Origin of the sequence: Blastomonas fulva, from assembly GCF_003431825.1 — a bacterium.
GTDB classification, from domain to species: domain Bacteria; phylum Pseudomonadota; class Alphaproteobacteria; order Sphingomonadales; family Sphingomonadaceae; genus Blastomonas; species Blastomonas fulva.
In genome coordinates this window covers 2,586,607-2,605,900 of the sequence record NZ_CP020083.1, presented here as the reverse complement: position 1 = coordinate 2,605,900, position 19,294 = coordinate 2,586,607, and the positions used below count along the sequence as shown (strand labels likewise).

The window sequence follows — 19,294 nt, the reverse complement described above, 5'->3', positions numbered from 1 at the left end:
ACCGCACCGCTCAATTGGTCAGATACGCCAGCGACATCAGGAACCGCGGCAGCAGCGAGGCTCCGGCGTGGAACCGCACGGGCACGGGCGCGCGTGGCTGCACCGACAGCGCGTCGCGGTCCCCCGTCGCCAGCATCGTCGCCAATTCCGACCCGATCACGGTGTTGGTCGCAATCCCTCGTCCGTTGCAGGCCTGGATGGCGATGGCGTTGTCACCCAGATCGTAGATTTCGGGCAGGAACGAGGTGTTCACCCAGGCAAGGCCATGCCAGAGGAAATCGATCTGCGGCTCGGGCATCACCTTGAAATGCTGCTTCAGCCGCCGCCGCGCCTCGCGGTAACAGGCCCGATCGCCATTGACCATGAACGACATCGGAAAAGCCGAGATCAGATGACCCAGGCCATCGAGCCGCGCGGTGAACAGATAGGGCAACTTGTCGGTGAACGCCCCGCCCCGGGGCAGGATCGCCTGACGCTGGGCGGGATCGAGCGGCATCGACGCGAACTGGAAGACGTTCAGCGGCAGCGAGGTGCGCTGCATCGCCGGATGAAGCGCGGCGTTGCCGCCATTGGCAGCGAGCACCAGCCGCTGCGCCCGCACGGTCCCGATCGGGGTGCGGCACAGCCAGTAGCCGTCCTTGCGTTCGAGCCGCGTGACCGGGCTGTTGCCGAACAGCCGCGCACCGCTGCGCTGAGCCGCCCGCGCAAGGCCGCGCACGAACGCCAGAGGGTTGAGCCCGCCGCCCTCTTCGAAGCGAAGCGCTCCACAATAACGATCCGCGCCGAACAGGGCACGCGCCTGCACGCCCTCGACAAAGCTGACCTTGTGTCCGCGCGTCTGCCACTGCCGCGCGTAGTCGCGCTGCTGAGCGGCCAGCGCATCGGTGTGCGAGGGCGTGTAAAAGCCATCCTGCCGCGCATCGCACTCTATTTCGTGGCGGCGGATGAGGTCGAACACGTGCTGGCCCGATCCGCCGATCATCCGCGTCAGCCGCTCGCCTGCTGCTTCCCCCAGCACCGCCTGGATGCTGTCGGGCGTATGGCGGATATAATCGGGCGCGACGATGCCGCCGCTCTGCCCGGTTGCGCCATCGCCGAACTGTCCTGCCTCGACCAGCGCGACATCGACGCGCTTTTCCGCAAGGTGCAGCGCGGTGGTGACACCGGCAATGCCGCCGCCGATCACCAGCACGTCGACTTCATGCGCGCCCGAAAGGCTCTCGACCTTGGGTGCCGGCCCTGCATTGACCGCCCACACAGGACTGGTCAGGCCGGGCTGACGATCGCGGCGCGATATCGCTTGGTGCTGCATTACCGGTGCGCCAGCAATTCGGCAGGGGTGGCGGTGGACGCGCGAAGGAGAGGGATTCCTCCCGCAATATCCACCGAAGAAGACAAGGTCATGTTGGCGACTATCCTGTTCGCCCGAACGCGGGCGGTGAAAACTTGATGGGATCAGATGGTGGCAGGCTCGCCCTGCGCTTGTCGTCCCGTCCGCCGCGCAACCGCGACGAAGAGCATGACGACGCACAAGGCGACAGGTGTGTTCATGATCATCGGCAGCGACATCTCGTTGTTGCCGACAATCGAGACGGCGATGAAGATCGCTGTCCCCTCCTGCCGCATCAGATGTTCGATGCCGATCGCCACATTCTCGCGACGAGTGAAGCCCGCGAAGCGCACGATGGTCATTACCACCGCCACCATCACCACGTTGAGCGCGACGGTAATCCAGAACAGCGCGCCCAGATTCTGCCGCAGCACGGGCACCTGATCGTAAAGGATCACGCCGAACGAACTGAACAGCACGATGGTGGCGATGTTCTTGAGATAGCGTTTGAACCAGATCGCGAAGTCGGGCTTCCACGCGCGCACCGCAAAGCCGATGGCTGCCGGCAGCACGGTGATCGAGAAGATGTCCCAGAAGAACGAGGCCAGCGGCACGTTGACGTCCGCCTCAAGCCCCATGAAGTGCAGCAGCGCGAAGTGCGCGTAGAACGGCACGACGAAGATGTAGATCATGCTGAGGATCAGCGTCATCGACATCGACAGTGCAAGGTCGCCCTTGGCCATGTCGGTGAACAGGTTGGAGAGCATTCCGCCCGGCGTGGTCGCCAGCAGCACAAAGCCCACCGCCAGCGCCGCGGTAGGCGCTACGGTCAGCGCCAGCGTGATGCCGATCGCGGGCGGCACGATCAGCATCGAGCACACCCCGAAAATCAGCGCGCGCCGGTTGCGGAACACCTGGCGGAAATCGTCCGCGGTCAGCGACAGCCCCATAGAGGCCATGATCGCGATCAGCGATCCCGGCAGCAGCCAGTTGCCCAGCAACCCCATCAGATCAGCATAGGTCATGCGGTCAGGTCCTCAGGCGGTTTCGAGCGACAGCGTGCAGGCGCCGTTGCGCCGGATGGTGCGGCAATCGGCCTGCGCCTTGGCCAGATCTTCATCCAGGATGCGCGCGCAGACATTGGCCTGGATCCAGCCGAACGGCATCAGCAGGCGCCCTCCGCTGCCATAGAACAGGCCGATGTCGTAGAAGTCACCGGGCGGCAGCCCCTTGGTGCTCCCCGCTGCCAGATAGGCGAGCACGATGTCGCCGCTGTCCGGATAGGATGTCGCATTCTCGGCAGGGATCGCCGGCTGAGCCATGCCTTCAGGCAGCGTGCTGGCAGGCATCGGTACCGAAATCTCGGGCCCCGTCCAGATCGCGTGGATCGCGTCGAAACCTGCCTTGCGTTCGGCAAGGTCCCACAGAAATGCTGCGGAGACGGGCGCAGCATCGTCGAGCAGACGACAGCGTGCGGAGAGCCCGGATTGCGGCTCGACCAGTTTGATGATGCGCATTTCGTCCCCTATTGTCCTGCCACCGTTGCCAGATATTCTTCCTTCTGGAGCGCGATGGGAACGTTGCCATTGAGCCAGAGATAGTCGTGGAAGCGGCGCAGATCGAAAGCCTTGCCTTCGCGCACGCGCGCTTCGGCAAGAAACTCCGCGGTCTGGATCTTGCCGATCTGATAGCTGATCGCCTGTCCCGGCGAGGCGGCGAAGAACGCCGCCTCTTCGTGCGCGGTCTCGCGGTCCATCGGCACCATCGCCTGAAGATAGTCGGCCGCCTGATCGATGGTGAAGGCGCCCGTCGCAAGCTTGACGTCGACCTCGACGCGCAGCGCGCGCAGCCGGGCGAAATTGTAGATCACCTCGCGCGACTTTGGCGCATCGGCCCACAGCCCGGCTTGCAGCATCATCTCTTCGGCATAGAAGCCCGTGCCCTCGTTGGCGCCGCTGTCGTAATAATGGCGGCGCAGCGGATTGGGGTGCTTCCAGCTCAAAGTCAGCTGGAAGAAGTGCCCCGGAACGCCTTCATGCACGATGATCGGCCGCGGATCGCGCGTGATCGAAAGGTTGAAATAGCCTAGGTTCGGCGAAGGCTCGGGCAGGTACACGGTGGCGTTCTGTCCGACGCGGGTCCGGTCGGTGAGATCGAAGGTGCGGCCCAGCCAGCCGATCGGCGCGAGATAGGCGGGGAACGGCAGCGCGTTGTAATGCCCCGCCCACTCCGGCACCGTCAGCAAATTCTTGTCGCGCAGGAACGTGCGCACATCGCGCTCGTCCGATGCCAGCCGCGATGTCACGGCATCGATCGAAGCCCCGATCGGCAGATCGGCAACGCCCGTATTGCGGTTGCGCTCGAGCTCTTCGAACAGCACCGAGCGCGTCCATTCCTGCCGCCCCATCAGCGCGAGCTGATCGGCGGTGTACGGGTAGAGCGCAACCTGGCTGAGGAAATACTGATAGCTCTCGGCGCCGACCGCGGTCTCAGCCGGCAACGCGCCGCGTCGGCCTTCAAGATAGCGGCCGAACGCGGCAAACGCCTTGACCGACCGTTCGACTGCAGCGTTCAGCCGCTTGCGCTGCGCTGCATCGGCATGCGGTTCGAGCCCGCGCGCCATCTGGCGCAGGCTGTCAGGAACGATGGCGATCTGGCCGAGCGCGGCATCGACAAAGGGTCCGCGCATGTCATCGAGATTGGCCTGGCCTGCCGCGAGCACGGCTGGAGCATTGTTCAGCAGACGGATGACCTGCTCGACCCGCGCGCTCTCGACTGGCGGTGGCGGCAGCAGCACCTCAAATACCGGGGTCAGCGCCTGTGCGACATAGAAATGCGGCTGGCGGCGCCATGCCGCGACGTGATCGAGCTCCCAGTTCACCCGGGCAAGCGCCGATCCCATCAGGCGATAATCCACCTTTTCGCTGACCGTCTGCGGCGTGGCGGCCAGGCTCTTCCACCTCGCCTCGAACGCGGCGAGCGTATTGCGCTGTTCGGCCACCGCAGCAGCCGACCAGTCGGGTGTCCATTTGGCGGGCCGAACGATGCGCGGGATGTCGTCGCTGGTCGCAGGCTGGGTTGCCGCGCGCCACGTCCAGAAATCGGCCCCCAACTGCTGCACCTCGGCCTGGGCATGGGCACACGGCGCCGCCGCCAGCGTTGCTGCGCCCACCATCGCGAGAATGGCCCTCCTCAACATCCTATTTCCTGTTCTTGACGTTGCGGTCAAAGAACTCGGCCATCTTCTTGAAGGCAAAGCGCGCCTGGCGCAGATTGTCGCTGGCCCAGGCATGGTTGCCGCCCGGAAGGGTCACCAGTTCGAACATCTGCTCGCGGTCGATCATGCCTTCGGCAAGCGCAATCGTGTCCGAATAGAGCACCACCGGATCGCGCGTGCCATGGATGATCATCAGCGGATCCTCGATTCCCTTGGCCTGGTACAAGGCGGACTGCGCCTCGTACCGCGCGGGCATGTCGGGGCCTTCGTGCGGGCCCATGATCCACATCTGCGCAGGGTAAGCATGCCACACATTGGTCGCAGGCGCACCAGCGATGCCCGCGGCATAGACGCCGGGCTTCTTGGACAGCGACATGATCGTCATCAGCCCGCCATAGCTCGAACCCCACAGCCCGACGCGCCTGGGATCGGCATAGCCCTTCTCGACCAGAAAGCGCACGCCGCTCTCCAGATCGTTGATGTCGGTCTCACCATAGCTGTGAAGCTGGGTCTGGTTGTGATCGCGGCCCTGCCCCCAGGACCCGCGCACGTTGACGTTGAGGACGATATAGCCCTGCGCGACGAAATACTGGTCCAGCCCCCAGGTCGGATGCGCACGCCTGCCGCCCCACTGGTTGCGCACCGCGTCAGAATAGACAGAGCCGACAATCACCGGATACTTCCTGGCCGGGTCGTAATTGGCCGGAAGGCTCAGCCGCGCGACGAGGTTCATTCCATCGACATGGCTGGGGAACTCGACATAGCCGATATTGGCCCATGTCTGCTTGTAGAAGCCCGGCTGCGGCGACTTGGTGACCTGCGCCACCTTGGCGGGCTTTGCCGTGTCGATCAGATACAGCTCGGCCGGTGTCGCGTCGTTGCTGTACCAGTCGGCGATATGGCGGAAATCGGGCGAATAGACCGGCTCGTGCGTTCCCGCCGCCTGTCCGCTGACCTGCTGCACCGCGCCGCCTGCCACTGGCACGCGATAGATCTGGCGGTCTGAGAGATAGGATTTGTTGGCGATGAAATAGATCTGGCCGCGCGCCTGATCGACGTCGAACTCGGCGATTTCCCATTCGCCGCTGGTGATCTGGCGCGGCTTCTCGCCCGCTGCGCGCTGGTGATAGAGGTGCAGCCAGCCATCCCGATCGGTGAGGATGATCAGGCCGTCATCGCCCGGCGCCCACGCCACCTGCCAGTCGGGGCGCAGATGCTTGGGCTCGCGCAGCTGGTAGAACGTCTCGCGCGCACCCGAGGCGACGTCATAGACGTAGATCGTGTGCTCTTTGGCCTGCATGTCCGATCCGCTGACGAACATCCGCTTGCCGTCGCTGGACAGGCCGAAACCCCAGATATGGTGCTTGGGGTCGGGCCGCTCGAACATCTGCGTCTTGCCCGATGCCAGGTCGACGAGGCCGACGCTGGCCTTGCTGGTTTCCTCGCCAGGAAAGGCGCGGATCACGCGGTTGTTCTGCAATCCGCCCTTGGCGTAATAATAGATATCGCGCTCGGGCATCGCGCTGTCGTCGGACTGCTGAAAGGCGATCGCCTTGCCGTCCGCCGACCAGTGATAGTCGTCGATATAGATCTTGGGATCGTCGTTGCCGGCGACGCGCGTTGCAGCCTTGTCGGCGGTGGCCGCGACATCACGCACCCACAGCACGCCGCCCAGTGTCACGCGGTTGCGGCTGTCGGCGGTGTTGCCCGCGATGAACGCCAGGCGGCGGCCATCGGGAGAGACGATCAGCTTGCGGATCGCCTGCTTGTCGGTTTCAACCTTGGCGATCGCGCCATCGGCGGAAACGATATGCAGCGCCCCACCCATGGTGAAAGCAACGCGGCCATTGCCCAGCGCAACCGCCTGCGCGATGCCCTTCTGTTCGGCCTCGGGCTTGCTGTCACGGCCCAGAAACGTCAGCCGGACCTTCTTTCCGGTCCTGGGCGAATAGGACCAGACATCGCGGAAGCTCGCACCTTCGTCGTTCCACAGAAACAGCACCGTGCTGCCGTCGCGCGACCAGCTATAGCCTTCGGGCGAGGTGCCGATCAAGCTCTTGGGCTGGTAGAGATCGTCGATCGACAGCGATGTTCCTGCGACATCCGCGCCGCCATGGATCGGAGCGTGCGGCCAGGGCCGGTCCTGTGCCATCACCGGCGACGACACGCACAGTGCGGCCACGGCAGTGGCCAACCGAAACACACCTGATCCTGTCATGAAACCAACCCCAGCCTGGCTTGTCATTCTCTGCGACCCGCTGGCCGCGGCAGCACGATGCCGCCGCGACCAGCGCGTTACCACTTAAAAGTTGGCCCTGAAGCCCATCGTGAAGCGGCGTCCGATCGCATCGAAGGTTTCCCGCTCGAACAGATAGAACGGGGGATCGCGATCCAGCAGATTGTCGACAGCCCCGAAGAAGCTGAAGCCGTCCGTGACGTCGAGATTGAAGCTGAGATCGACATAATGCACATCGCCGGTTTCCGGACGCGCCAGCCGCGGCAGAGCCACGCCCGAGGCGATGGCACCTGCAATGCGGCCATCGGTGGTCGACTGCAGGAAGCGATGCCGCAGCGAGATCTGCAGATTGTCCAGCGCCCAGGTCAGACGCTGGGTGAAGCGCCAGGTCGGGTTCGCGGTGGTGCAGTTGCCGCCGCCGATATAGCCAGCGCAGTTGACGGGGTTAACCGCCGGGCTGCCCTGGGTAATCGCATCGATGAGATAGCTGCCTGCGAGGAAATAGTTCAGGCTGCTGTTCTCGGTGAGATTGTAGCGATAGTCGAGACGGAAATCGACACCCGAGGTTTCCAACTTGGCGATGTTGGCATTAAGCAGCGGCACATCGATCAGCTGGCCGTCGGGCGTGCGGTTGCGCAGCGGCTGGCAGAAGATGTTGGTCAGCGACAGGTTGGCGTTGCACGCGGTGATCACCGCCTGCAGGCCGCCGCCGAACGAGCCGATCGCCTGATCGATCTTGATGTTGTAATAGTCGATCGTCAGCTGAAGGTTGGGGATGAACGAGGGGCGGATGACAGCACCGACCGACCAGGTGTCCGACGTTTCTTCCTGCAGATTGGGATTGCCGCCGGTGACAGCACGGATCTGCTGGTTTTCCTGCTGGAACACGTTGATCACGCTTGCCGGGACACCCAGAGCGCTGACGCAGAAGTCGCGCTCTGCCGTGGTACGGCCCGCATCGGCGTTGCAGAAGTCGAGAGCCTGCGGCGCGGTGTTGGTGGCACCCGAGAACAGCTCGACCACGTTCGGCGCACGCACAGCACGCTGGTACAGGCCGCGGAACTTCAGCCCCTCGAACGGCGAGTATTCACCGCCGATCTTGTAGGAATAGACCTTGCCTGCGGTCGAGTAATCCGAGTAGCGCGCGCCGCCTTCGAAGGCGAGCAGCTCGAAGCCCGGAGTGTCGGCGAGGATCGGCACATAGATTTCGCCGTAGACCTCGGCGACATCGAACGAACCACCGGTCGGGCTGAGGCCGGCCGAGCGCGACAGCGCCTTGCCCTGCACGTACAGCTGATCGGGATCGAACTGCGAGCTTTCCTTGCGATACTCGGCGCCGACCGAGATGCCGACATCACCAGCGGGCAGCGAGAACAGGCTGCCGGTGATGCTGCCGCCGATCTGCTTCTGCTTGACCGTGGTGATGTTGGTGAGGTCGGTCGAGATATAGTCGATCATCTGCTGCGTCAGCGAGCCGAAGCCGAACGGATTGATCGTGACGCAGCGCGGATCGGCCACCGCGCAATCGAACGGATTGGCGGGGTTGGTGAGGAAGGAGTTGGCGAAGTTGTCGATCAGCACGCCGCCGCCCTGGACGTCGGTGATCTTGTTCTCACCCTGGTTGTAGAACACTTCCCACTTCAGCTGGTCGGTGAGGTTGCCTTTGAGACCCAGCACGAAGCGATAGAAATCGCGTGTCTGGTCGCTGGTGCGGTTGCCGGCATCGAGCAGACGACGGTTGATGTTGACCGGCACCAGATTGTTGCCGTCGCCATCGAGGTTAACCCGCAGGAATTCACGCAGCGAGGGATCGAGATAGGGGTTGCGCAGATCGAGCTGGAAGCCGGGGATGAAGCCCGAGCTGCTCATCGGCACCGCGCCCAGAGTCGAGTTGATCTTGCTCTGGACGTAGGAGCCTTCCCAGAACGCGGTGACCGCGTCGGTCACATCGTAATGGCCAAGCACCGACGCCTGCCAGCGCTGCATCGGCATCTGCAGGTTGGTGAACGGGCGATCGTTGAAACCGTCCGACCCGCGATAGGCGCGCCAGCCTTCAGGCGCGAAGAAGATGCCTGCAGTACCGATCGCGGTACCGGCGCGGTCGCGCAGCCCGACGAGCTGCGGCGAGAAGATCGTGCCCTGCGGGGTCACGCCGTTGCCGGCCGGAACCAGCGTGGGCTGACCGTTGACGATGGCGTCGGCAAGAAACACAGTGGCATGGTCGCGCTTGGCACCGGTGACCTGGGCGCGATCGAAATAGCTGCCATGGAAAACGATGTTGCCGCGACCGTCCGCGAAGTTTCCGCCCGCGGTGAACTCGAGGTTGTAGCGCGCCGCATCGCCTTCATCGGAAATGCCGTAGAAGCCGCCGACTTCAAAGCCTTCGAAATCGTCCTTCATCACGAAGTTGACGACACCGGCCATGGCGTCCGAACCGTACACCGCAGATGCGCCGCCGGTCACGACTTCGATCCGCGACACCAGCGACGGCGGGATCATGTTGAGGTCGACCACGCCGTCCTGCGAGGCGCCGACGACGCGGCGGCCGTTCTGCAGCACCAGCGTGCGCACGGCGCCCAGACCGCGAAGGTTGACCGTGGCTGACAGGTTGCCCGAGTTGGACTGCGCACCCGCACCGGCGACCGCCTGTGGCAGGGCGTTGAGCAGCTGCTCGGATTCGACCGTGACGGAGAGCTTGATTTCCTCTTCGCCGATGACATTCACCGGGCTGTTCGATTCGACATCGGGACGCGGGATACGCGAGCCTGTCACCACGATCGAGCCACCGGCCTCGTCATCTGCCTGGTCCTGCGCGAACGCAGTTCCGGTCACAACCATCGAAAGAAGAAGCGCAGATCCGCACTTCAACGCTGCACGCTGCATTCCAACCCGCCTCATAACCATCTTTGTCACTCCCTGAAATTAACGCCCACCTGCGAAGGTCGGGTAGCCGACATTGATTGCCGATCATTCCCGTGAACAGTTGCGTGATTTTGAGCATATTGTCCGGGCGCCGTCAATCATATGTCTCAAAAAATAATCGAAAACGTCACACCTGCCCTCGCAAACCCTTGCGCTCCGAGCACGCACGAGCCCGTCAATCAGCTCGGAGGTCAATCTATATCATTGGTTATCATGAGTTTTTTGGAGTTAGCGACCCATACTGGCACCGTGCAGGCTGGCACTTGACCGTCTTAAGCGACTACGAGACAAAAGAGGCCAGCGCGGCTGGCAAACCGGACGACTGCACTCTTGACCCGGCGCCCGTCGAGGAACAGTATACTCAAAATCATGCTTTTTTTGTTTCAAATTCATATGTGTGAATGAGTCGCAGGCGGTCGAAAGCAGGGCTGCCGCATATCGTCAAGGAGAAGAGCATTATGCGTATGGCATCCCTCGCAACGATTGCGGTCCTGCTCGCCGCCCAGCCCGGGATCGCCCGGGCCGCAGACGCCTCCGCCGCCCCCCAAGCCGCCGCTTCCGCCGCCACGCCTGCCATCGCCCCGCCCGCCGGTCCGCCCCAGGGTGCGGCCGGCTATGATGCCTTCGTGACTCTGTTCGATCAGTTCAACAGCTGGAAGACGCCCAAGGCAGTCGATGGCATTGTCGATTACAGCCCGGCCACGGTCGCCAGGCGCCGCGCGGAGCTGGCAAGTTTCCAGGCCAGGCTGCCCGATTTTGCGGTCGCAAAGTGGGACCGCCACCAGCAGGTCGATTATCTTGCGGTGCGCGCGCAGATGGATTTGCAGGATTTCACGCTCAACATCACCAAGCCCTGGGCGCGCGATCCGGGGATGTACATCGACGATCTGCAGCGGCTGGCCTATGTCGATCTGCCGCTTGATACCACGGCGCGCGCGCCGTTCCAGGCGCGGCTGAAGAGCATCCCCGCCTATCTCGCGCAGGCACGGATCAACCTGGATTCGGTCGCGGCGGACTATGCAGACCTTGCCATCCACAGCCTGTCCAATGGCGATGGCGTGGGGCATGGCATGCCCTATCGTTCGGTCGAGCCTGCGGGGCTTATCGGCTGGTTCGCAGATCTGCGCGCGCGTGCAGCAACGCAGCAGCCCGACCTGCTCCCCGACATCGATGCCGCGCAGGCTGCGATCGCGGGGTTCCGCGACTGGCTGGTGACCTCGCGCCCAGGGATGACCACCGCTGCCGGGGTGGGCAAGCCCGCATATGACTGGTTCCTGCACCACGTCCGCCTGATGCCTTACACTTCGGACGAGATCGTCACGCTGGCCGAACGCGAGCTCGAGCGCCACTGGGCGAACTATGCGACCGAACGGCACCGCAACCGCAACCTGCCCGAGCTCGAACTGCCCAAGTCTGCCGAAGAATATGAAGCACAGCTTGCCGGCACCGACGCCAAGATCCGCAAATGGCTGAAGGATGAGGAAATCATCACGATCCCCGATTACATCCCGGCGAGCTATCAGGAGGTCGGCTTCAACGCCCCATGGGTGGTGCGCCCCAACGGCCCGATGTTCTGGGAGCAGGTCCAGTTTCGCGATGTCTCACCCGATCATCTGCACGCGACGTTCCCCGGCCACCGCTTCGACGGCATGACCGGCAAGCGCGTCACGCACCCGATCCGCCGCCACATCAACGACAGTGGCCGCACAGAAGGATGGGGCTTCTATCTCGAGGAAAGCGCGGTGCAACTGGGGCTGTTCGATGACCGCCCGCGCACCCGCGAGCTCATCTACATCTTCGGCCTGTTCCGCGCCGCACGCACCATCGGCGACGTCAAGATGCAGCGCAACGAGATGACGGTGGGCCAGGCGATGGAATTCTGGAAGGAATGGACGCCCTATCTCGACGACAACGTCGCGCGGGTCGATGCGGGCATCTATATCCGCCGTCCTCCCGGTTATGGCATGACCTATACCATCGGCTCGATACAGCTGCAGAAGATGCTGGTCGATCGCCGCCGCCAGCTGGGCGAGAAGTTCTCGATCAAGGACTTCCACGACTATCTGATGAACACGGGCCGCCTGCCCGTCTCGCTGCTGCATTACGACCTGACCGGAAATGACGAGGAGGTCCGCAGGCTGTGGACACATGTGCCGCTGGCCAAGGCGATGCAAACAACAGGCGGATAGACGTTTTGGGATGATTTTGCGGCATCGGGGGAACCTTGTCCGGGGGCGTTGGTAAAGCAAGGATACCAGCCCCAACATGAGGATCGATCACGGACATGGCCCCCCCTATGTCGACCGCCAGCGTCAATGGCACCGACCACCCGCTGCCGGGTGATCCCCGCCGCACCCTTCTCGACTGGCTGCGCGAGGACCTGGGCCTGACCGGCACAAAAAAGGGCTGCGACCATGGCCAGTGCGGTGCGTGCACGGTGATCGTCGACGGGCGCCGGATCAATTCCTGCCTCTCGCTCGCGCAGCTCCATGAAGGCGACACCATCGAGACGATCGAGTCGATCGGCAGCGCCGATGCGCTTTCCACGCTGCAAAAGGCATTCGTGACGCATGACGGGTTTCAGTGTGGCTATTGTACTCCCGGGCAGATCTGCTCCGCCAAGGCGCTGATGCAGGAACTGGCCGATGGCTGGGCGAGCGCGGTGACCGACGATGTCGCCACAGTCCCGGACATCAGCCGCGAAGAACTGCGCGAGCGCATGAGCGGCAATCTGTGCCGCTGCGGTGCCTATTCCAACATCATCGCCGCGCTGGAAGAGGTCATCGCCGATCAACCCAAGACCCCGGCAGGTGCAGCATGAGGAGCTTTACGCTGGACCATGCGGGCAGCCCCGCAGAGGCACGCGAAGCGCTGGGCGAAGGCGCCACTGCGATCGCGGGCGGCACCAACCTGATCGATCTGATGAAGCTGCAGATCCAGACGCCCGAGCGGCTGGTCTCGATCCGCCACACCGGAATGGATGCCATCTCCAGCGATGGCGACGGCATCAGCATCGGCGCACTTGTCACCAATGCCGATTGCGCCGCCGACAGCCGGGTCCGCAAGGACTGGTCGCTGCTTGCCAAGGCCATCCTCGCGGGCGCGAGCCCGCAGCTGCGCAACCGTGCAACCACCGGCGGCAATCTGTGCCAGCGCACCCGCTGCGGCTATTTCTACGACACCAGTCAGGCGTGCAACAAGCGCGAGCCGGGCTCTGGCTGCGCCGCGCGCGAGGGCTTCAACCGCATCCATGCGGTGCTGGGCACCAGCGACGCGTGCATCGCCACCTATCCCGGCGATATGGCCGTTGCTATGCTGGCCCTCGACGCCGTTGTGCTCACCGAAGGCCCCGATGGCGCGCGTGAAATCGCGATTGGGGACTTCCACCGCATGCCGGGCGAGGATCCCTCGCGCGACAATGTGCTCCAGCACGGCGAACTGATCACCGCGGTGCGCCTGCCCGCCCCCACCGGCGGGGTGCAGCTTTATCGCAAGGTGCGCGACCGCGCCTCCTACGCCTTTGCTCTGGTATCGGTCGCGGCCGATGTGACGATGGAAGACGGCCGCATTGCACGCTGCGCACTCGCTTTCGGCAGCCTGGGTACGGTCCCGTGGCGCGATCCTGCGGTCGAGCAGATGCTGGTAGGGCAAACCCCATCGCCTGGGCTGTTCGATGAGGCTGCCAAGCTCCTGCTGAAGGATGCGCGCGGTTTTGGCGGCAACGATTTCAAAATTCCCCTCGCCGCGCGCGCGCTTGCCGCAACCCTTCACGAAGCAACAGGGGGCTGATCCGATGCGCCTTTTCAAGACCGACATGTACAACACCCCCGACACACGCAACCTGCTCGACCACACCCGTCAGGGGGTGATCGGCAAGCCGCTCGATCGCCCCGAAGGTCCGCTCAAGGTCAGCGGCAGCGCGACCTATTCGGCCGAGTGGAAATTCGACAACTGCGCCGAAGGCGTACTGGTGCTTTCGACGATTGCGCAGGGGACCGTCGAGACCATCCACAAGCAGCCCGTACTCGATATGCCCGGCGTGCTCGCGGTGCTGGCCGATGAAGCGATGACTCGCCGCTCGACCCAGGGCACTGCAGGCGAAGCGCCGGTGCAGGACGTGCATACGGTCGAATATTTCGCGCAGCCGATTGCGCTGGTGGTCGCGGAAAATTTCGAACAGGCGCGCGATGCCGCGCTGGCGCTCAAGGTCGATTATGCGATCAGCGACGAGCCGATCGCCCTTGATCCCGAAAGCCCCGATGCGGAGGTGGAAGACCCCGCGAACAGCGAGCCGGTCAAGGGTGGCGATCTCGATCAGGCGATGCGCGATGCGGCCTTTGCGGTCGATGTCGAATATGACACGCCCGGCCACGCCAGCGCCGCGATGGAGCCGCATGCCACCATCGCGCAGTGGGACGGCGACCATCTGGTGCTGCACGGCAGCTATCAGATGCTGTCGTACAACGTCAAAGAGATCGCCGATTGCCTGTCGATGTCGCCCAAGAAGGTGCGGATCATCGCCCCTTATGTCGGCGGTGGCTTCGGATCGAAGCTGGGGATCACGCACGAGGCTGTCGCAGCGGCGATCGCCGCCAAGGAACTGCAACGCCCCGTTCGAGTGGTTATGACCCGCCAGCATGTCTTCCAGACGGTGATGCGGCGTTCGGAAACCAGGCAGCGCGTGCGTCTGGCAGCAGATGCCACCGGCAAGCTGATCGGCCTTGGCCATGAGGCGCTGGTCTCCAACCTGCCCGACGAGGATTTTGCCGAGCCGGTCACCCAGGCGACCGAATTTCTCTACAGCGGCGAAAACCGCCTGCTCGAGGTGAAGGTAGCTCGGATCAGCCGGATGACGGCGGGTTCGGTCCGCGCGCCGGGCGAGGCCGTGGGCATGCAGGTGCTCGAGGCAGCGATGGACGAACTGGCCGAAGCGGCCGGGATCGATCCTGTCGAGCTGCGCAAGCGCAACATGCCCGACAAGGTGCCGGTCGAGGGCACGCCCTATTCCTCGCGCATGCTGGCCGAGGCGCTCGATCAGGGAGCATCCGCGTTCGGCTGGGATCAGCGTTACGCCACGCCCTGCCAACGGCGCGAAGGCGAATGGTGGATCGGCATGGGTATGGCCAGCGCTGCACGCGTCAACATGCTCGTCGATGCCGAGGCACGCGTGACGCTGAAAGCAGATGGCACCGCTTTGGTGGAAACCGACCAGACCGATATCGGTACCGGATCCTACGCCATTCTTGGCCAGATCGCAGGCGAGATGCTTGGGCTGCCGATTGATCGGGTGAAGGTCATGCTGGGGGACACCAGCCTGCCTGCAGGCGCGGGATCAGGCGGCAGCTTCGGCGCGATCTCCACCGGTTCTGCCGTGATGCGCGCGTGCGAGGATATCCGCAAGCGGATCGCCAAGGCGCTGGGCTGCGACGCCGAAGATCTCGACATCAAGGATGGCGTGGCGAGCGCAGGCGATGACTCGCGCGCGCTGACCGATTTGCTCGATGGCAAGGATTTCGCGGAAACCGGTTCGATCAAGCCGGGCAAGACCGCCAAGGACTATTCGCAGGCGAGCTATGGCGCGTTCTTCGCCGAGGTCGCGGTCAACGCCTTTACCGGTGAGACGCGGGTGCGGCGGATGACCGGCGCGTTCGGCTTTGGCCGGGTGCTCAATGCCAAGACCGCGCGCTCGCAATGTCTGGGCGGAATGGTCTGGGGCATCGGCAGTGCGCTGACCGAGGAACTCGCCTTTGATCTGCGCGATGGCCATCTGGTAAATCACGACCTTGCCGAATACCACGTCCCCGCGCATGCGGATGTCCCGGCAATCGAGGTGATCCTGCTGGAAGAACGCGATGCTGCGGCAAGCCCGCTCCAGGCGAAGGGTGTGGGGGAGCTTGGCATTTGCGGCGCGGCGGGGTCAATCGCCAACGCGATCTACAATGCCTGCGGGGTGCGCCTGCGCAGTTTCCCGATGACGCTCGACAAGGTCATCGAACAACTGCCCGATCCCTTCGCCAAGGTGGCTTGAGACCGATACACAGCCGGTGCGTCCGAAACGGGCACACCGGCTTTGGCCGCGCCGGTCAGGCGATGTCCTCGACCTTGAGTTTGGGCTGCAGCTCGGCCGCTTCCTTCTCCGCCTTTTTACGGCGATTGAAGACCGTGCGCATGTACTTGCGGTCTGCGTCGGTCAGGATCGCCTCGCTGGCGACGAACTGCTCCTGCTCTTCCTCGGCGATATGGTGCAGATATTCGTGCTTGAGCGCAGCAAAGCGCTCCATCCACTTCTTGCTGCCCATGTCGCGCGCGGCGAGGTCATCGAGCATCTTGTCGATATCCTTGTGCTCGGCCACCGCGTGGCGGGCAAATTCGGTGGTTTCGGGATTGCGCAGCACGGTGGACCACAAGGCCTGCTCTTCGGCCGCAGCGTGGGATTTCAGCTCGAGCACCAGCTCCTGGAACAGCCGCGCGCGATCATCCCCCTTGCGATCGGTCGCCTCGATCATCGCCAGCAACGCCCGGTGACGGTCATGATCCTCGATCAGCCGCCCGAACACATCGGGCAGGCCGCGCAGATCGGTCTCGGGGGTCTGGCCGATGCGAGCGGGAACATCGGGCGCGATCGCCTTGGCCTTGTCGATCGCCTTGGTCTTGGCCTTGGCATCGCTCGATGATCTGACCGTGGAACTCTTGGGAGACTTGGCTTTCTTGCCGGCCATGACATGGCTCCTCAGATGGGGTGACGAACGTCGAAAGCCTGCCGCAACTGAATGCACGAAAACCCCAAGGCCGTTTGACGGGCCATGGGGCTTGTGTCGCGAGATACCATGCGGGCAGGCAACGCGGCCAGTTTAAGCCTCGCTGCCCTGCCTGCAAGCTGTGTTTACCAGCTGGGCTGGCCCTTGCGCGCCTGGCGCTTCTTGAGATAGCGCGATGCGAGCCAGCCGCCGGTCGCTGCCACTACCATCCCGCCCGGACCAAGCCGCCGCGCAACGGTGGCTGCGGCCAGACCGACAAGCGCGCCCTGTCCTTCGCTGATGCCGGGGGTGCGCTCGGCAATCTTCTTGCCAACCACTGCGGAAATAATCTTGCCGAACATATTGGGCCTCATCGTTGTGTGTTGTGGGGTTTCCAACGTGCACCGCGCCAAACCGTTCCCGCTCGGCATCCACCTGCCGGGTGTCACACCTCGGCTGGCAGCCAAACGCGCTGGACGGACCCCAGGGCCCCGTCCAACGGTCAATAGTTCCACTGCGCCTGGACGCGGAGCAGTTCGCCCTCAGCCTGGCCGAAGCGGCGCTCATCGGCTTCCCGGCGCGACGCCCATCCATAGGTTACCGTAAGCTCCAGCGCCGGTGTGGGCAGGAATTCGAGCCCCAGTTCGAGCTCCTCGGTTTCCAGCCGCGGCGAGTTGATTGCGCCCTTGAAACCGCCGCGATAATATTGCCAGCGCGCAAACGGATAGAACGGGCCGAGCGGCGAGCGGCGTACGCGGCCCATCGCCTGGACATAGCCGCCGCGCAGCGAACGGGTTTCGATCTGCTGCGTGGCGGGATCGAACTGCGGCCCCCTGCCCCAGTTCCACTCCGCCTGCAGGCCGAAGGGCTGCGGGTACAGGATCGCATGCACGCCGATGCGGTTGTCGGCATAACTCACCGGGCTGAGCCCGCCTGTGCGCTGCTCGATCTCAATGCGGTTGCGCATCATCGATCCGCCCAGTTCGAGCACCTGTCCATCGAGCCCCAACCCGTCGAGCTCGAACGGCCATGTGGCGAGCGCCACGATCATGACATTGTCGTTGGTCTCGGTGCGGTTGAGCCCCTGGCCGTTGAAGGCGCCGAGGCCAAACGCGCCGTAATTGCCGAACAGCTTCTGCCCGTCCTCGGTCAGCCTGTCCCAGATGCGCTGGACATGCGGCGGCGTATAATAAGCGACAACGCCAAGGTCGCGCTCGCCGGGTGCCGCGCTGTTGATAGCATCGGTGCGGTCGAGCGCCAGCCGGTTGGATGAGGACTGCATGTTCTCCCAGCCATAGGGAATCTTCGACTGGCCCAGCCTGATTCGGAAGCTCTTGTCACCGGTGGGGAAGACATCGGCATAGGCATCGCGCAGCTGCGCAAAGCCCTCGCGCCGTTCGCCCACCGACTGGTTGGATACGGCGGTCGCGAAATCGGGCTGCAGATAGAGCGACAGATAGTCGTTCACATCGCCCTGCAGGATCAGGCGAACCCGGCGCAGGCTGAAATTGCCCTCGTCGCGGATCCCGCTATCGCCGATCGACCGCAACCGCGACAGCCCGGCAGGCGCGACATCATCGCCGGAGACGATCTCGTTGATCCGCATCTGGGTATAGCCGCGCAGCATCAGCTTTTCGTACCAGCGCTTGCCGCCGCGCGAGGTCGATGCGGTCTGTACCGGCGGGCTTTGAGGTGTGCCTGCTGCCGGGGGCGCTGCCGCCGCCGCTATGGCTTGCGAGGATGGCGCCGGGTTTGCGGGCGAAGCCTGCTGCGCCAGCACCACAGGGTTCTGTGGCTGCGACGGGGCTGCAGATGCCGCCGTCTGCTGCGCCGCCTGCAATTGCGCGACCATTGCTTTCAATTCGTCAATCTGGCGCTGGAGATCGGCGATCACACCGGCCTGATCCGCCGCCGCTGGAACAGGCGCGCCTTGTGCCAGAGCGGGCGCAGCCATGGTGGCGAGCATGGTTGCAGCCAGCAATTTGGTGGAAATGCCACCTGGAACAAACGACATGAAAATGCGCCTTCGAAGGTTACCAGCCAGGCAAGCCCGGCCAGGACCGCTGCCTTTGTGTCAGTTCTGTGTCACTTATGTGACGGTTTGCGCCCCCTCTATCAGGATGCACGGGAACAACAAGCGCATTGAAGGCATGCTTGCGGCAAGACGCAGGCCGGTGCTGCAGCCGTCGCGGCTGCGCGCCCGCTCGGCTGTCACGGGCAAGGCGCTATGCGGCGTGACCCTGCCGCCCGTGCGCTTCCATCGCGCGCGATCGGCGCCAGACAAGGACCAGCCCCGACCCGGCGGCCACGATCACCGGCGCGATCTTCATCAGCGTCGAGGCCGGGGTGCTGCTCGCCGCTGCCTATATGCTGACGCGGCGGCTGTGGCTGGGCATCGGCTTTCATATCTCGTGGAACTACACCCAGTCTGCCGTCTTCTCCGGAGTGGTCTCAGGCAGCGTCGCCGATCCGGGGTTGTTCAAGACGGTGATGACCGGTCCGGATCTGCTCACCGGTGGAAGTTTTGGCCTGGAAGCCTCGCTGATCGCATGCCTGTTGTGCACCACCGCCGGAACCATTCTGGTGATGAGGGCGGTGCGCCGCGGGCAGGTTATGCAGCCCTTCTGGAGCCGTACCCAGCCGGAAATCGCGACCTCTGCCGAGCGGTCGTTGATCGAGCAGCCACCCGCCTGACGGGACTTCCCCAGAACAAAGCGGCTCGGACGGAAACTCAAGGTTCACTGCCGCTGATGCGAAATGGTGCGCCCGACAGGATTCGAACCTGTGGCCCCCAGATTAGGAATCTGATGCTCTATCCTGCTGAGCTACGGGCGCGCCGATGGGGTGTTTAG

The 19,294-nt window shown here is 63.9% G+C and carries 14 protein-coding genes and 1 tRNA gene; 5 read left to right on the top strand and 10 right to left on the bottom strand.

Features of this window, described 5'->3' with window-relative positions; all coding sequences use genetic code 11:
* Positions 1-10: 10 nt before the first annotated feature.
* The 6 genes from B5J99_RS12395 to B5J99_RS12365 form a co-directional block, all read right to left on the bottom strand.
* Positions 11-1,312, bottom strand: a complete 1,302-nt coding sequence (locus B5J99_RS12395) for an NAD(P)/FAD-dependent oxidoreductase (protein WP_117352541.1) — start codon at positions 1,310-1,312, stop codon at positions 11-13.
* A gap of 143 nt (positions 1,313-1,455) precedes the next feature.
* The gene (locus B5J99_RS12390) at positions 1,456-2,355 is read right to left on the bottom strand and encodes a bile acid:sodium symporter family protein (RefSeq protein ID WP_117352540.1); all 900 of its coding nucleotides are present in this window, start codon (positions 2,353-2,355) and stop codon (positions 1,456-1,458) included.
* A 12-nt stretch (positions 2,356-2,367) separates the two neighbouring features.
* Complete coding sequence (locus tag B5J99_RS12385; RefSeq protein ID WP_054133108.1) at positions 2,368-2,847, bottom strand: DUF3830 family protein; 480 nt, start codon at positions 2,845-2,847, stop codon at positions 2,368-2,370.
* An 8-nt stretch (positions 2,848-2,855) separates the two neighbouring features.
* Complete coding sequence (locus B5J99_RS19565; RefSeq protein WP_211337820.1) at positions 2,856-4,529, bottom strand: DUF885 family protein; 1,674 nt, start codon at positions 4,527-4,529, stop codon at positions 2,856-2,858.
* 1 nt (position 4,530) lies between these two features.
* The gene (locus B5J99_RS12370) at positions 4,531-6,765 is read right to left on the bottom strand and encodes a S9 family peptidase (RefSeq protein WP_162892587.1); all 2,235 of its coding nucleotides are present in this window, start codon (positions 6,763-6,765) and stop codon (positions 4,531-4,533) included.
* Between the two features lie 84 nt (positions 6,766-6,849).
* On the bottom strand, positions 6,850-9,621 hold the full coding sequence (locus tag B5J99_RS12365; protein WP_211337819.1) for a TonB-dependent receptor plug domain-containing protein: 2,772 nt from the start codon (positions 9,619-9,621) through the stop codon (positions 6,850-6,852).
* Between the two features lie 542 nt (positions 9,622-10,163).
* On the opposite strand from B5J99_RS12365, the gene B5J99_RS12360 reads away from it, so the two are divergent.
* The 4 genes from B5J99_RS12360 (at position 10,164) to B5J99_RS12345 (ending at position 15,733) form a co-directional block, all read left to right on the top strand.
* Positions 10,164-11,894, top strand: coding sequence for a DUF885 family protein (locus B5J99_RS12360; RefSeq protein ID WP_162892585.1), 1,731 nt, complete (start codon positions 10,164-10,166; stop codon positions 11,892-11,894).
* Between the two features lie 95 nt (positions 11,895-11,989).
* Positions 11,990-12,526, top strand: a complete 537-nt coding sequence (locus B5J99_RS12355) for a 2Fe-2S iron-sulfur cluster-binding protein (RefSeq protein WP_162892584.1) — start codon at positions 11,990-11,992, stop codon at positions 12,524-12,526.
* Positions 12,523-13,494 carry an FAD binding domain-containing protein gene (locus B5J99_RS12350; RefSeq protein ID WP_117352534.1) on the top strand — a complete coding sequence of 324 codons (972 nt, stop codon included), beginning with the start codon at positions 12,523-12,525 and terminating at the stop codon, positions 13,492-13,494. The genes B5J99_RS12355 and B5J99_RS12350 overlap by 4 nt, the downstream gene beginning before the upstream one ends.
* 4 nt (positions 13,495-13,498) lie before the next feature.
* Positions 13,499-15,733, top strand: coding sequence for a xanthine dehydrogenase family protein molybdopterin-binding subunit (locus tag B5J99_RS12345; protein WP_117352533.1), 2,235 nt, complete (start codon positions 13,499-13,501; stop codon positions 15,731-15,733).
* A 55-nt stretch (positions 15,734-15,788) separates the two neighbouring features.
* On the opposite strand, the gene B5J99_RS12340 is transcribed toward B5J99_RS12345, so the two are convergent.
* The 3 genes from B5J99_RS12340 to B5J99_RS12330 form a co-directional block, all read right to left on the bottom strand.
* Positions 15,789-16,424: a hemerythrin domain-containing protein gene (locus tag B5J99_RS12340; RefSeq protein ID WP_117352532.1), complete on the bottom strand. Its 636-nt coding sequence runs from the start codon at positions 16,422-16,424 to the stop codon at positions 15,789-15,791.
* Positions 16,425-16,588: 164 nt separating this feature from the next.
* Positions 16,589-16,804, bottom strand: coding sequence for a hypothetical protein (locus B5J99_RS12335; protein WP_054133116.1), 216 nt, complete (start codon positions 16,802-16,804; stop codon positions 16,589-16,591).
* A gap of 140 nt (positions 16,805-16,944) precedes the next feature.
* Positions 16,945-18,456: a porin gene (locus B5J99_RS12330; protein ID WP_117352531.1), complete on the bottom strand. Its 1,512-nt coding sequence runs from the start codon at positions 18,454-18,456 to the stop codon at positions 16,945-16,947.
* 332 nt (positions 18,457-18,788) lie between these two features.
* On the opposite strand from B5J99_RS12330, the gene B5J99_RS12325 reads away from it, so the two are divergent.
* Positions 18,789-19,136, top strand: a complete 348-nt coding sequence (locus B5J99_RS12325; RefSeq protein ID WP_069049736.1) for a hypothetical protein — start codon at positions 18,789-18,791, stop codon at positions 19,134-19,136.
* Positions 19,137-19,200: 64 nt separating this feature from the next.
* On the opposite strand, the gene B5J99_RS12320 is transcribed toward B5J99_RS12325, so the two are convergent.
* Positions 19,201-19,277: transfer RNA gene (locus tag B5J99_RS12320), tRNA-Arg, on the bottom strand.
* Positions 19,278-19,294 lie beyond the last annotated feature (17 nt).